Annotated in this window: 14 protein-coding genes; 12 read left to right on the top strand and 2 right to left on the bottom strand. The window is 62.1% G+C overall.

All coding sequences use genetic code 11. The annotated features are described in order from the left end of the window. Positions 1 to 240: 240 nt before the first annotated feature. The 7 genes from V6V88_RS03880 (at position 241) to V6V88_RS03850 (ending at position 7927) form a co-directional block, all read left to right on the top strand. Entirely contained in the window at positions 241 to 1158 is a 918-nt protein-coding gene (locus V6V88_RS03880) for a hypothetical protein (protein WP_152383444.1), read from the top strand. A gap of 43 nt (positions 1159 to 1201) precedes the next feature. Beyond that, a complete protein-coding gene (locus tag V6V88_RS03875) occupies positions 1202 to 1630 on the top strand; it encodes a hypothetical protein (protein WP_152383443.1) in 429 nt (142 codons plus the stop codon). A 9-nt stretch (positions 1631 to 1639) separates the two neighbouring features. Next, positions 1640 to 2347 carry a StbB family protein gene (gene stbB, locus V6V88_RS03870; RefSeq protein WP_152383442.1) on the top strand — a complete coding sequence of 236 codons (708 nt, stop codon included), beginning with the start codon at positions 1640 to 1642 and terminating at the stop codon, positions 2345 to 2347. Between the two features lie 8 nt (positions 2348 to 2355). Further along, positions 2356 to 2763 carry a hypothetical protein gene (locus V6V88_RS03865; protein WP_175157252.1) on the top strand — a complete coding sequence of 136 codons (408 nt, stop codon included), beginning with the start codon at positions 2356 to 2358 and terminating at the stop codon, positions 2761 to 2763. A 62-nt stretch (positions 2764 to 2825) separates the two neighbouring features. Then, on the top strand, positions 2826 to 4454 hold the full coding sequence (locus tag V6V88_RS03860; RefSeq protein WP_152383440.1) for a type IV secretion system DNA-binding domain-containing protein: 1629 nt from the start codon (positions 2826 to 2828) through the stop codon (positions 4452 to 4454). 54 nt (positions 4455 to 4508) lie between these two features. Next, the gene (mobF, locus tag V6V88_RS03855) at positions 4509 to 7352 is read left to right on the top strand and encodes a MobF family relaxase (protein WP_152383439.1); all 2844 of its coding nucleotides are present in this window, start codon (positions 4509 to 4511) and stop codon (positions 7350 to 7352) included. A gap of 8 nt (positions 7353 to 7360) precedes the next feature. After that, complete coding sequence (locus tag V6V88_RS03850) at positions 7361 to 7927, top strand: hypothetical protein (protein ID WP_152383438.1); 567 nt, start codon at positions 7361 to 7363, stop codon at positions 7925 to 7927. Between the two features lie 321 nt (positions 7928 to 8248). Here the strand turns inward: V6V88_RS03850 and V6V88_RS03845 are convergent, their stop codons facing one another. Then, entirely contained in the window at positions 8249 to 8668 is a 420-nt protein-coding gene (locus tag V6V88_RS03845) for a GNAT family N-acetyltransferase (protein ID WP_227741372.1), read from the bottom strand. 286 nt (positions 8669 to 8954) lie between these two features. Next, entirely contained in the window at positions 8955 to 9737 is a 783-nt protein-coding gene (locus V6V88_RS03840; protein ID WP_026382209.1) for a DeoR/GlpR family DNA-binding transcription regulator, read from the bottom strand. A 140-nt stretch (positions 9738 to 9877) separates the two neighbouring features. Between V6V88_RS03840 and V6V88_RS03835 the strand changes: the two genes are divergently transcribed. The 5 genes from V6V88_RS03835 to V6V88_RS03815 are packed head-to-tail and all read left to right on the top strand — an operon-like array spanning position 9878 to position 14695. Beyond that, the gene (locus tag V6V88_RS03835) at positions 9878 to 10576 is read left to right on the top strand and encodes an HAD hydrolase-like protein (protein ID WP_051428994.1); all 699 of its coding nucleotides are present in this window, start codon (positions 9878 to 9880) and stop codon (positions 10574 to 10576) included. Further along, positions 10569 to 11705 (top strand): ABC transporter ATP-binding protein, encoded by a 1137-nt coding sequence (locus V6V88_RS03830; RefSeq protein WP_026382208.1) that lies wholly within the window; start codon positions 10569 to 10571, stop codon positions 11703 to 11705. The genes V6V88_RS03835 and V6V88_RS03830 overlap by 8 nt, the downstream gene beginning before the upstream one ends. Positions 11706 to 11713: 8 nt before the next feature. Next, on the top strand, positions 11714 to 12583 hold the full coding sequence (locus tag V6V88_RS03825) for a sugar ABC transporter permease (RefSeq protein ID WP_026382207.1): 870 nt from the start codon (positions 11714 to 11716) through the stop codon (positions 12581 to 12583). Beyond that, complete coding sequence (locus tag V6V88_RS03820; protein ID WP_026382206.1) at positions 12583 to 13425, top strand: carbohydrate ABC transporter permease; 843 nt, start codon at positions 12583 to 12585, stop codon at positions 13423 to 13425. The genes V6V88_RS03825 and V6V88_RS03820 overlap by 1 nt, the downstream gene beginning before the upstream one ends. A gap of 10 nt (positions 13426 to 13435) precedes the next feature. Continuing rightward, on the top strand, positions 13436 to 14695 hold the full coding sequence (locus V6V88_RS03815) for an ABC transporter substrate-binding protein (RefSeq protein ID WP_026382205.1): 1260 nt from the start codon (positions 13436 to 13438) through the stop codon (positions 14693 to 14695). Positions 14696 to 14702: the final 7 nt, after the last annotated feature.

The raw sequence follows: 14702 nt of genomic DNA, 5'->3' as shown, positions 1-14702 counted from the left end.
GGGATCGGAAGGCCCCAAAAGCGCGGGGGCTGCTGCCCCCCTGGCCGGCCGCCTAGCGGCGTCCGCGCTTCCGACCCCCCGGGGAACCGCAACGGTTCCCCCGCGCCCGCCCACGGGCGCGGCTCCCCCTCCTTCAACCCCGGTTCTGCAGCACGAGGGGCGCCACCGCTCACGTCAACTCAACCGCACGCCGGTGCTCAGCCTGGAGCGCTACGCACCTTCACCTCACGAGGAAATCTCATGAAAATCTCCGACCTGAAAGCCAAATTCCAAGCGTTGTTTCGCTCCGCCCAACCCGATCGCGCGCCCGTTTCGAACGGCCCGCGAGCTCTTTCCGCCGACGGCGAACGCAAGCCGGTCGACATCTCCATCGTCAGCACCGGCGAGCGATTCGTTCACGTGCCCTCAACGCCTCAACCTGGCGAAGTCAGCCACGCAGCCGATCAGATGGACGTAGACCCCGCCGATTCCTATGAGCAACATCTCTCTGCGCTCGAGCGCGAAGCCGAAGCGAAGCTACGGCTATGGGACGGAAAGTCGGTAAGCGATATCGACGCAGGCGTTTTCGATGACTTCCGAAATCTCGAAGACCACCCGGTCATGCGAGAAACCGTGCCCACGCCGGTGGTTCGGAAAGACTTCTTAAACCCGTCGCCGCTAGACGAGAACGCGGTCGAGAAGGTCACCTTACTGGCGGTCGACACGCAAGGCCAAGCGCTTCTCAAGACACAACTATGGCACCACGTGAGCGACTTCGAACAAACCACCTACGACATCATGCCTATAGCGGAGGCCATTGATGAGCTGCAGCGACACGGCGCCAGCGAGGATTTGACGCTCGTGATTGGCGAAACTCTGTGGCGTGGTTCGACACCGGCCGAAGTGAAACCGGCTGAAGTCGGCGCGACGTATCGGGGTGCCATTCTTGATGTGCAGGGCAGCAAGGTTTATCAGCTCGTGTCGAACGGCACTGCCATCTCGCACGACGCAGGCAGGATGAGCGTACCCGATCCGCTTCGATTCGTAGGCAGAGAGGTGGACATCAGCTACCCGTGCGGCAAAGTTGGCCTGGTGCGCGAGGTGGAATCCCTCGCGCTCGAAGCCACCGCGTGGCAGAAGGCAGGTGCGGAGAAAATTTCGGCCGCCCTCGAGCGGTAACCCGGCGTCCGCGCAACTCACCGAACCTGGGAAACGCCTCTCCATGCAACAGAATCACGCCCCGCCGGCCAACAAAGGCGAGATCGTTCAGCAGCTAAACGCGTTGAATGCCACCGACCAGCGCGCGCGGTTTCGCGCGCTACTTCCGTTGATAGACCGACTCGTCAGACAGGGAGTCCCCCACGCCAAGATCGTTGAATCCCTGATCAACGCTGATTTGCCCGTGACACTTCTGTCGCTTCGAAAGGCGCTCTACCGATGGCGCAAGCGGTCCGTCGCTTTGGAGATCGACGACAACGTGCCCGACCGCCATTCCGCGCCCAGCTCCGAGGCAAGTCTGCCTTGTCCATCGCGCATCCCCGATACCCCCGCTCCTGGCGGCATTCAAAGCAAGGCCGACTTGGTTCGGCTTCGCCTAGCCTCAGATCACATTGACCTCAACGAACTGGCCGAAATCGGCCGAAGAAAATAGGCATCACCCATGAAAATCGCAACCGTCAATTATTCCGGCTCGGTCGGCAAAACCGTCACGACGAGCCACCTGCTGGCGCCCCGCATCCCGGACGCCGAAATCATCGCCGTTGAGTCGACGAACGAAAGCGCAGCCGATCTTGGGCTGGATGTCGAACAGATGCGCGGCGGGCAATTTGGCCGCCTCTTTCGCAAGTTGCTGATGGCAGAAGCCGCCATCGTCGACGTCGGCGCCTCCAACATCGAGGACTTTCTGGCCGAGCTGGTGAAGTACGACCAGGCGCATCTCGAGATCGATTACTACGTCCTGCCCGTGGTCAGTTCGGGTAAAGCGCAACGCGAGACGATCAAAACGATCCAGGCCCTCTCGGAGATGGGCGTGCCGGCCGACCGCGTGCGAGTGCTCTTCAATCGGGTCGATTCCGATGTCCGTGAGGAGTTCGCAGCTATCTTCGGCTACGCCCGCAAGTCCGGCGACTTCCAGGCCAATCCGGAAGCGGCGATTTTTGAAAACGAGGTGTTCGATCTGCTGGCCAACAAGCGCACCACGATCAAGGAAATTCTCGCCGACCCGCGCGACTACCGCCAGGAGCTGCGTCAGGCTGATCGTGACGATGCGAAGCTCGTCAGTCACCTCAGCGACATGCATGCCCTGCAGTCGCTTGCGCGTCCGGTCGATCGGCAGCTGGACAAGGCGTTTGGCGCACTCTTCCTGTAGGGGACTCTGTGACCGCCATTCAGCCCGAAAGCGCAGCCGCCTCGTCCCCCATCCCCCGAAGCAGGATGGAGCTTCTGTATCGCGACATGCTGCAGGAAAGCGCTCAACTGGTAGGGCAGATGGAGCAGCTGACAGCACGGCAGGAGGGGATCGCCCAGGCAATGCAAGCGCTGCCCTCCACTGTGCGCCAAGCAGGCATGGAGGCTGCGGTCAATGCGGGCGGCCAGGCCGCCCGCTCGCTTCTTGAGGCAAGCCGCACCCTCGCTAAGTCGACGTCCGAAGCCCGAATCGCGACTCGCGTCGCAACCCGGGCTCTGCCGACGGCCGCGTGGCGAGCTGGTCTCCTGTGCGCGGTCTGCGCGCTCATCGGCAGCGGCATCGGCGGCGCCCTTGTGGCGCTCGCGCTTTATCGGTAGCCCCTGCGGGCGCTATTTCAATGGCGCCCTAGGCGCCTTATTCCTATTCCGAAAGGACTTTCATGGCACCCGACATACGCCGGCGAATTATCAAGTTCGCCCTTCTAGTTCTTCCTCTTTGCGCTTGGCTTTTTACAGCCAAGGTGCTATCCGGCCTCCCCTTCTCCCACATCACCTGGACGGTGCTATCACACTGGGTAGTCTCCACGCCAGACTACCCCTCCCTAATCGCCGCGCCCATCATCGCCCTCATCCTGGCACTCGCACTTTCGCTCACGCTCAAGAAGTACTCAACCAAAGACGGCTTCGACGGCGCCGGGTACAAGAAGCACATTCGCGGTACCGAGGCGGTCCCTGTCAAGAAGCTGAAGAAGCTTTGCGCCGAAAACGGCCGCCAGCAGATCGATGTGGCCGGCGTCCCGATGCCCACGGGCATCGAGAATCTTCACATCCTGCTGAACGGAGCAACGGGCAGCGGCAAGTCGGTGCTATTGCGCAACCTGGTCTATTCCGCCCTGCGGCGTGGCGACCGAATTGTCGTGGTCGATCCGAACGGCGATCTCTACAGCAAATTCGGGCGGGAGAGCGACGTCCTGCTCAATCCCTATGATCAGCGGACCGAGGGTTGGTCATTCTTCAATGAGGTGCGTGCGGAGTACGACTGGAAGCGATTAGCGCTGTCTATTGTTCCGCTGGGCAAAGACGCTAACGCGGAAGAGTGGAACGGCTATGCTCGACTCCTGCTTCGTGAGGCTGCCCGCAAGCTGAACGAACTAGGAAACCCGTCCATCGAAGAGCTCTTTCGTTGGACCACGATCGCCTCCGACAAAGACCTTCGGGCCTTCCTTTCCGGCACGCTTGCCGAGTCCCTGTTTGCCGGCTCATCTGAGGCCAACAAAGCCCTGACGAGCGCACGCTTCGTGCTTTCCAAGTATCTGGCAGAACACGTCACGATGCCTGCTGGACAGTTCAGCATTCGTGACTGGATGGAGCACGGCACCGGCAGTCTCTACATCACGTGGCGCGAGGACATGAAGGAGGCGATGAAGCCTCTCATCTCCGCATTCGTTGACGTTTTCTGCTCGGCACTGCTTTCGCTGCCAGAAGATCAGGCGCGCCGGTGGTGGCTGGTCATCGATGAACTGGGGTCGATGGAGAAGATGGCCAGCTTGGAGGACTTCTTGACGAAGGGGCGCAAGAACGGTGGCCGCGCGCTTGCTGGCCTTCAATCGGTATCCCAAATGGACGACATTTTCGGAGAGAAGATGTCCCAGACGCTACGCGCAAGTTTCCGCTCGCTGGTCGTGCTCGGCGGCTCCAAGACGGACTTTGAAACAGCAGAAGTCATGTCCAAGTCGCTCGGTGAGCATGAGGTCGCGCGGCCGGAATACACCGATAGCCGAAACCCTGGAAAGACGCCGAACACGAGCGAACGCATGGTCCGCTCGACAGAACGCGTCGTTACCGCCGCGCAGGTACAAACGCTGCCTGAACTCACCGGCTGGGTTGCCTTCGCGGGCAACCGGCCGATCTCGAAGTTCGAGCTCCAGCCGGCAACCTTCGCTATTCGCAATGCGCCCTTTGTCGAAGCGAGGCGCAGCGGCGCTCAAAGTATGACCAATTCGTCTGCCAGCGGCCCTCAACCCTGGTCGCAAGTCGACCTACCCGAGGATCCGACTCTCGCGGCGTAAGCGCATCACACCAGGTCGCCGGCAGCGCCGGCGGCCGCTCGCATGGAACATCCGATGATTTCGCTCAAGACCATCCACCGGAGCGCCGCCAACAAGGCGTCGCACTACTACGCAGACCAGAAGGATGACTACTACAGCCGCGACGGTACTGCGGCGCAGTGGCAGGGAAAAGCTGCAGAGGCCCTTGGCCTCACTGGCAGCATCCAACAGGACGAGTTCCTGCGGGCGCTCCGCGGTGACTTCGGATCTGAAGTTGCACTGTCTCAATCGGTTCGGCTTGATGCCAAAGCCAGGGCCGCGCTTGACATGACGTTCTCCCCTCCAAAGAGCGTCAGTATCCAAGCGCTGGTCGGCAAGGACCCTTCTGTTGTAGCCGCACATGACGCGGCGGTCACCAAGGCGCTGGCATTCATTGAGCAGGAGCTGGTGCGGGCACGCCAAACGGAAAAGGGCGTCACCACCATGGAGCGCAGTGGGAACGCCGCGATCGCCAAGTTTCGCCACGAGACTGCCCGCCCGACGGACGGTGCGTACTCGGACCCCCAACTTCACACTCACGCGCTAGTTCTGAATATTACCCAGCGCGCGGACGGGTCCTGGACCGCGATCTCGAACGATGAGATCTACCGGCTCGTTTCGCTGGTGCAGTCAGTCTATTCGGCAGAGCTCGTCGCCGAGCTGGAACGCGCCGGGCACGCCATTCGATATGAGGGCAAGAGCTTTGAACTTGCGCACGTCTCTCGAGAACAGATCGAAGCCTATTCGAAGCGTTCTCAAGACATCAATGCCGAACTGGCTTCGGTGGGTGCAACTCGTCTTACCGCAAGTCCCAAACTCAAACAGACGATCGCGCTCAAGACGCGCAACAACAAAGCGCCGGAGCTCACTCGCGAGGAGTTGCAGCGCGACTGGGAGCGGCAGGCCAGGGATCTCGGCGTGTCATTCGAGCCGTCGAACACACCGACCGGCAAGGCGGCCGAGCGCACGCCGCAGGCTCAATCCTTGACGGCCGACGAATGCTTGAAGTGGGCAATCAAACACCACACGGAGCGCGAGTCAGTCATGGATGGCAAGGCATTGCTGAAGACAGCGCTGCGCCGATCCCACGGCACGGGCGTCAACCTGGCAGACCTCAAAGGTGCCGTCAAACGATCGTTAGATAGGGGTCACCTAATCCTTGGCACGCTGCAGTATCGCCACGCCAAGGACCGTGATGCGCCCGCAATGTATCGTTCCGAGATGGTTGACGCGTTGGTTCAAGGCGGCACTACCAAGAGGCAGGCGGAAGAACAGGTCCGCAAGTCTATTGCCCGAGGCGAATATGTCCCCACGGGCGCCCGCTACACCACGCAATCCGCGCGTGAGCGTGAAAAGCGCATTTTGCAGATTGAGCGCGAAGGCCGTGACGCCGTCGCCCCGATCCTGCAGGTGGACGCGGCGCAGGCTGCGTTGGCTGACAAAAAGCTCAAGCCTGGGCAGCTCGCGGCGGCCGGCCTGATACTAAGCACGCCGCATCGCTTTGTCGGCGTGCAGGGATTGGCCGGCACCGGCAAGTCGCACATGCTGGCGCAGGTCAAGGAGGCGGCAGAAGCGGCCGGCTATCGCGTCCAGGCGGTGGCGTCTTACGGCAAGCAGATCGAGGCGCTGCGAGAGCTGAACATGGAGGCACGTACAGTGGCCTCCGTGCTTGAAGCGCGCCAGAAGGACCGCTTCAAGTTGGACGCGAAGACGGTCCTCGTCATCGACGAAGCCGGCGTGGTTCCCGCCCGAATCATGGAGCGCCTCATGAAGATGGCCGAGGCCGACGGTGCTCGTGTGGTCATGCTCGGCGACACCGGCCAGACCAAAGCGATTGAAGCGGGCCGACCGTTTCACCAGCTGCAGGCGGCCGGCATGGAGACTTCGCTCATGGGGGACATCATCCGCCAGAAATCGCCAGAACTGAAGGCGGCGGTGGAACTCGCCGCGGCTGGCAAGGCGTCCGCATCCCTCGCCGTGTTGGACGGAAAGCTCAAAGCGGTCCATTCCATCGATGACGACGGCACCCGCTATGACGCCATCGCCTCCAAGTACGCCACGCTCGACGGGGATGAAAGGCGTGAAACGCTGATCGTCACAGGCACGAACGATTCGCGCAATGCACTGAACGAGGCAACGCACCAGGCGCTGGGCCTGTCTGGCCGTGGATTCGACTTCAATCTGCTCACCCGTCGCGACACGACCCAGGCGGAGCGACGGGTGGCGAAGTACTACGTCGCCGGCGACATCCTCCAACCGGAACGCGACTACAAGACGGGCAACCTACGCCAGACCGAGATGTACCGCGTCATCGGCGTAGCGCCAGGAAAGCCAAATGATCTGGTTGTCGAACATGTCATCACAGGAGAGCGCACGCAGTTCAATCCTGCACGCGCCGCCAAGCTTTCCGTATACGAGCCAGTCCAGGCGGAATTGTCTGCAGGCGACTGGGTGCGAGTGACACGGAACAACGCCAAGCTTGACCTTGTCAACGGTGGCCGATTCGAGGTGCTGGCGGTAACCCCCACCACCGTCACCATTGGCGGCAACGGCCGGAGGCTCACGCTGGATGCTGCCACCGGCCCCCTACACCTGGATCGCGCATATGCCACGACCAGCCATAGCGCCCAGGGCCTCACATGCGACCGCGCACTCATCAACGCGGAGAGCTTTAGCCGGACCACGCAGCGTGACGTCTATTACGTGGCTATTTCACGCGCACGTCACCATACGGAGATCTACACGAACGACGCCAGCGAGTTGGCCGGCGTCGTAGATCGGCTCGAGGAAAAGACTGCGGCCTTGGACATCGGATTGGAAGCTACCCGCCCTTGGCGTCCATACAAAGCGCCTGCCACGATGGAACACCACACCAAATAGGATTAACAATGCAATCTATTCAAACACCGTTCTTCACGCTAACCGTCAAGGGAAGCTTTGTCCACATTAAAAGTACCGGGCTGGCGGGGGCCCAGGGCGTGATCCATTTAGTCGAGAGGGACGCCTTAGAAACCTTCGACCAGCTGCTGCACGTCCGCGAGTCCTCCTACACGAACTGGGCCGAGGATCCGTACCCAGTGGAATGCGGCGCGGTGCTGCTGCGCGTCGATGACATTACTCATGCAGAGTACGGCCGCTTGCAGGTCGAGCTAGAACGGCATCCGAGCAGCGGATCGTTGGCTCTGGGTGAACCTGAGCAGGAGCAGATCCAGTTGCAAGCACTTCTGCAATTGCGGCACCAGGTCATGCACTTGTTCGAGATAACCCGACCGGACGAAGCAGCGCGGGCGTGCACTGCCGAGCGAGCACAAATACTGCTCCGCCAAGCCAAAGGCCTCACCTTTTTACCGCCGGAAGGCTATTGCTATCGCTGCGAGGAGGACGTCACTCTGGAAATTACAGACGCCACCGGCATGACCGGCTGCCCGAAGTGTCACGTTTCCTGGTGCGACTAGCATCCAGCTAAGAGCGCCGCCTATATTCTTGCGGACAAGCGATCACGTTGCGTAGTGAAAGCGAGAAATATAATCGGCCGCAGGTTTCTCGCCGTCTGATCGCCCGAACGACCGCTCACGAAGTGCGATAAACACTCAAAAGTGTTATTGCGTAAACCCGCAGCCGGCCACTCTTGGCCCGGAGTGGTCGTCGAAGACAGGCAATTTTCGACCTGAAGCCGCAAAAGGCGCACGATCACTCCCGCCCCACCGTCGCCAAGTGGGGAAGGTTCTCTCCCCATCCGGCGTGCGTTCAGCGCGTCCATTGCGCGCACTAAAAGTCTAGGCGGATTCGCCCAATGGCTTGCTCATAATGATGCTGCGATAATTAGTGTGTGCCCATTGCGCAAATTCAATCGGCCGGTAGCCGCGTGAGATGTACCAATCTTGCAAATGCGTTGCGGGTTCGGCGGTATCTAAAGCGATTTCACTGGCACCACAGTTTGCCGCCCGAGCTTCGGCGTATTTCATCAGTCTGGTCCCGAGCCCCGACCCTTGTAGAGCGGGGTCCACCCCCAGCTGATGAAGACTAGCGACATCGGGCCGATCGAGCCATGGTGTCCCTCTGGTCCGTGGCGGAGGAACGTAGAGTACGGTCCCCACCAAGTTGCCGCCCGCAACCGCCACATAACACTCCCCAGCATCCAAGCGCTGCCGCGTGACATCGTCGGACTGATCTACAGCTTTGAACTGCCATCCCATTTCACCGAGTTGGGCATATGCTCGGTGCAGTAACGAAGTGAGAGTCGAAATATCGTCGTCGGGTGTAAATAGCCGGACGTCAACAGAGGTAATATCGATTTCCACGTCTTACCTTGCAAACTTGGTTAGAAGTCTCGAATATATATCAGGTAGGCGACCGCTTCTGGCGGCTAGCCGTCCTTGTCGACCGGCCGATGGCGGCCAGAAGCGGTCGTATAACTTGCCCTTTTGAATGTCCGCTTTAACTCGCCATTGAGAGCTCGACCGGGTCCGCGCCCCTACCCGCCTAGGCGCTGATCACCACTTCCACGCCCTGGGCGCGGATCGCGGCCACGACCTCCAGGTCGGCCGCCGGATCGGTAATCAGGCGCTGCCCCTGCTGCCAGGCGGCCACGCGGAAACTGGCATGCGCGTTGAGCTTGGTGTGGTCGGCCATCACGGTGGTACGGCTCGCCGCCGCGATGAAGGCGCGGTTCATGGCGCCGTCCTCGCTGTCGCGCATGAATATGCCGGCGGCGGACACCGCGTGCACCCCGAGAAACGCCTCCCGGATCTGGATGCCCGACAGCGTGTCGTTGTCGGCGCGCTCGATAGTGGCCTGTTTGCGAGTGTCGAGCCGGCCAGCCAGCACATACACATACGCCATTCGGCTCTGCCCGGCCGCCGCGGCCACGGAAAGCCCGTTGGTGATGACGTGTAGATCCTGGTGGCCGCGCAGAGCCTGAGCCAGCGCGTGCGCAGTGGTGCCGGCGTTGATCAGGATGCTGTCGCCATCGGAGATGTACTGCGCCGCGCACTCCGCGATCGCGGCCTTCTCGGCCGACTGCTGATTGTGCCGCTCGGCATAGCTGTACATCTCATAGCGCGCATTGCCCTCGGCCAGCACCTCGTGCAAGGCCACCGCGCCGCCATGGGTCCGTGCCAGCATGCCTTTGTCGCCCAGTTCGAGCAGATCGCGCCGGATGGTGATGGGCGAGGTCGAAAAGGCCTGCGCCAGATCGCGCACGGTCACGGCGTTGGTTTCTTGCATACGCGCGAGGATGCGCTGCTGACGTTCGGCTTTGAGCATATTTGATCGTTATCGGGCCGGGGCCGCCACCCTATCACACAGAGATTTCTGGAGCCTTAAAAAATGAAATGATCGATATTGATCTTTTATAAACGAATTTGTTCATATCTGCGTCACATTCGATCAATAAAGTAGCGGACATGACAACTTTCACCCCCTATCCAGCGATCGTTTTTGATCTCGACGGCACGCTGCTCGATACTTGGCCCAGCCTGCTGGCGGCCGTGCGCGCCGTGGCCCCGGCCTCGGCCCCCAGTCTCGATCCGACCGCGCTGCGTCTGGCGTTGAGCCAGGGCGTCGGCCCAATGTTCAAACGCGCCGCCGCGCAACTGGCCGGCCCTGAAGACGGGGCGCGTCCCGCGCTGTTCGCGGCAATGTCGCGCCACTATCTCGATCACACGCTGGTGACGGCCACGCCCTACGCCGGCACCGGCGCACTGCTGGCCGGCCTGCGGGCGGCCGGCCATACGCTGGCCGTGTGCACCAACCGCGACCGCGCCTCCACCCTGACCCTGCTGGCGCACCACGAATGGCGCGCGCACTTCAGCCACGTCCATTGTCTCGACGACGGTCTGCCGCCCAAGCCCGATGGCGCGCCGCTGCTGGCCACACTCGAACGTGTCGGCCATCCCTCCGGACGGGCCCTGTTCGTGGGGGACTCGCAGGTCGACGCGCGCTGCGCACAGGCCGCCCGCGTGGATTTCGCCGCCCATCGCGGTGGCTACCATGCCCGGCCCGGTGACCTTGCCCCCGCCGTATTCACCTATGACCATGCCGGCGACCTGAAGCACTGGATCGCGTCGCACCCCACCCGCGTCCTGGAGACAGAAGATGACTGACCTCGTCCTTGACCAGATCAGCAAGTCCTATGGCAGCACGACAGTGCTCGACCGTCTCTCGCTCACCATCCACGATGGCGAGTTCCTGACCCTGCTGGGCGCCTCGGGCTGTGGCAAGTCCACGCTGCTCAAGCTGCTGGCCGGACTGGAGATGCCCGACAGCGGCACCCTGCGCAAGGGCGACACCGACATCCTGGCGCAGTCGCCCAGCGAACGCGACTGCGCCATGGTGTTCCAGTCGTACGCGCTCTATCCACACATGAGCGTGGGCGACAACATCTGCACCCCGCTCTATATGCGCTCACTCAACTTCGCCCAGCGCCTGCCCGGTGCGCGCTGGCTCATCCCCGGTACGCGCCGCCGTGTGCGCGACGCGCAGGACCAGGGCCGCCAGGTGGCCGGTATCCTGGGCATCGACCATCTATGGACACGTAAGCCAGCCCAGCTCTCTGGCGGCCAGCGCCAGCGCGTGGCGTTGGCACGCGCGATGGTGCGCCGACCCTCGCTATTCCTGTTCGACGAACCACTCTCCAATCTCGATGCGAACCTGCGCCAGTCGCTACGCAGCGAAATCCGCCAGTTGCACGACCAGCTCGGCGTGACCTTCGTCTATGTCACGCACGATCAGCACGAGGCCATGTCCATGTCGGATCGCGTGGCGGTGATGAAGGGTGGCCACATTCTGCAGTTGGGCACGCCGCAGGAGATCTACCACGCGCCTCAACACGCAGACGTCGCCGCATTCGTGGGCGCGCCGCGCATCAACTTCCTGACCGTGGGCCACGACGGCGCCGGCCGCGCTGCGCTGCAGGAACAGGCCATCGAGCCACACTTCCCCACGCGCAGCACCCGAATGGCATTCCGTCCACACGCCGCCACGCTCGCGCCCATGCGCGATGCCCTGGTGGTAAGCGGCACGGTGCAGTTGGTGGAATTCACCGGGGCCGACTGCATGGTTACGCTGCAGACTGCAGGGGCGGAGAAGGTCGTCGTGGTGCTGCCCGCCAGCAACCGCATCCACACCGGCGAGGTGCTGCGCGTGTACGTGCCACTGACGGCCTGGCATGCGTTCGATGCCGACGGCCACAGTCTCGCTGACGGCCAGCGCGCGCTGTCGCTGGCCGCCTAGGAGCCGGGATGCGCATCAAGCCTTTGCAACTAACGCTGCTACTCGGGCCAAGCCTGGTGTTGACCCTGCTGCTGCTGGTGCTGCCGCTGGTGGTGGTAGCGCTCATGTCGCTCACCGACTGGCAGTTCGGCGCGGCCAGCTGGAACTGGATCGGCCTGGGCAATTACGCCGATCTGTGGAACGACACCACGTTCCGCAAGAGCTTCGCCAACACCGTGTACTACCTCATGGTGGTGTCGCTTGGCTCGATCGCAATCGGCCTGGCCGTGGCGCTCCTAATCGAGTCGCATGATTCCTGGCGCGGCTTCTACCGCACCGCGTTCTTCATGCCGGTGGCCTCGACACTGATCGCGATGGCGGTGGTGTGGCAGTTCCTGATGCACCCCTCGGTGGGCTTTCTCAACCACGTGCTGGGCTGGTTCGGCGCCGAGCCGCGCAACTGGCTCAAAGACTACGACCTGGCCCTGCCGGCGCTGGCGGCCATCGGCATCTGGCAGATGTCGGGCCTGGCGCTGGTGATGTTCCTGGCCGGTCTGAAAAGCATCCCGGCCGAACTGCGCCACGCCAGCCTGCTCGACGGCATGCGCCATCCGCTCGACCGCCTGCTGCGGCTCACTCTGCCGATGCTCGGCCCAACCATGCTGTTCGTTGTCACGGTGTGCGGTATCCGTTCGCTGCAGGTGTTCGATACGGTACACGCGCTGACCCAGGGCGGCCCCAACAAATCCACGGAGGTGCTGCTGCACACCATCTACGCCGAGGGCTTCGGTTTCTTCCGCATGGGCTATGCGGCGGCCATGGTGGTGGTGTTCGTCGGCTGCATCTTCGTGCTCACGCTGGTGCAGCAGGCCAGCATGGAAAAACGGACACTCCACTGATGAAAAATCCCATGCAACCCGGGCTGCCCTGGCGCGTGCTGCGTCACACACTGCTACTGGCCGGCGCCGCGGTCTATCTGCTGCCCTTCGTCTGGATGCTGTCGACATCGCTGAAACCGGCCGACGAGATCTTCCGCGACGGCTTCCACCTGTTGCCGCGGCAGTGGGCCGCGGTCGACAACTACACCCGCGCGCTGACCCAGGTGCCACTGCTGCGCTATCTGTGGAACGGCATCGTGGTGTGCGGCGGGATCCTGATCCTGCAGATCATCGTGTCGCTGCCGGCCGCCTATTGCTTTGCCAAGCTCAAATTCCGTGGAAAGCGCCTGGCCTGGGGTCTGGTGCTGCTATCGCTGATGATTCCATTCCAGGCCACCGCGATCCCGCTCTACATCCTGCTTTATCACGCCGGCCTGCTCGACACCACCGCAGCGTTAATTCTGCCGTTCATCGCCTCAGCCTTCGGCATCTTCCTGATGCGCCAGTTCTTTATAGGCGTACCCGACGACCTGATCCATGCTGCGCGGCTGGACGGCATGGGCGAGTTCGAATTGGTGTGGCGCGTGATGATGCCTGCGGCTATGCCCGCGCTCATCGCCTTCTCGATTTTCTCCGTGGTGTGGCATTGGAACGACTACTTCTGGCCGCTGCTGGTAATCAACACCACCGATCTGGCCACCCCGCCGCTGGGCACCATGTTCTTCAAGAACGAGGAAGCCGGCACGGATTTCGGCCCCCTAATGGCAGGCACGGTGATCATCACCCTGCCCTTGCTCTTGTTCTTTCTGTCGGCGCAGAAGCGCTTCATCGAGGGCGTTACCCTCACCGGTGTCAAAGGTTAAAGGAACCTCCATGCAATTCAAACTGCTGTTCGGCCTGCTGGCCGGCGTCGCCCTGATCGGCAATGCCGCCCAGGCCGCCAAGATAGAACTGATCGTCGACTACCCCTATCCCGACATGTTCAACACGGTGCACGAGGAAATCGCCAAGCGCTTCACGGAGAAGTTTCCCGACTACACCGTGAAGTTCCGCGCGCCCACGCCCGAATACGAGGCCGCCGCGCAACAGGCGCTGCGGCATGCCGTCACGCGCCAACTGGCCGACGTGTCGTACCAGGGCCTGAACCGCCAACGCGTGTTCGTCGACCGCAACATCGCGGTCGATCTCACGCCCTTCATCCAGGCCGAGAAGGATTGGGATAAGAGCGGGTATAGCCCTGCGCTGATGTCGCTCGGCCAAGTCAATGGCAAGCAGGTGGGTATCGGCTTCTCGCTCTCGACCCCGATCGTCTACTACAACATGGACCTGCTGGAGCGCGCCGGCGTGAAGGCCGACGCGCTGCCCAAAACCTGGGACGACATCCTCGCCGCCGCCGACAAGTCGCGCGCCGCCAACGCCGGCACCAATGGCCTGCACTACGACTGGGAAATCACCGGCAACTGGCTCTGGCAGGCCATGGTGTTCTCGAAGGGCGGCAGCATGCTCGACGCGAGCGAAGCCAAGGTGGCCTTCGATGACCAGACCGGCCGCGAGTCGATCGAGCAGATGGGCCGCATGGTCGAGCACGGCACCATGCAGAACTTAAAATACAAGGACGCCGCCCAGCTGTTTGTGACCGGCAAGCTCGCTGTGCTGTCATCGTCCACGTCACGCTTGTCGACCATCGAGAAGCAGATCGGCGGCAAGTTCAAGATGGTGACGGGGTTCTTCCCGACCTATGGGGATAACGCTCGCGTGCCGGCCGGTGGCAACGTGGCCATGATGTTTGCTAAAGACCCGGCGCACCAGAAGGCTGCCTGGGAATACATCAAGTTCGCCACCGGCCCCGAAGGGGCCACCATCATGACCAAGGGCACCGGCTATTTCCCCGCCAACACCCTGCCGATTGACGACCCCGCCAAGCTCAAGGGCTATTACGACGCCAATCCGAACCAATACACTGCCGTTCGCCAGCTGCCGTGGCTGACCGGCTGGTATGCGTTCCCGGGCGAAAACGGCCTGAAGATCACTGACGTGATCAATGATCATCTGCAGACCGTGTTCGACAAGTCCACCAAGCCCGACGCCGCGCTGGACGCCATGACGCGCGATGTGCAGAAGCTGCTGAACTGAGCGCCGC

The sequence above is a fragment of the Achromobacter sp. E1 genome, assembly GCF_037039475.1.
Lineage (GTDB): Bacteria > Pseudomonadota > Gammaproteobacteria > Burkholderiales > Burkholderiaceae_B > Achromobacter > Achromobacter mucicolens.
This window is presented reverse-complemented; position numbering and strand designations above follow the sequence as displayed.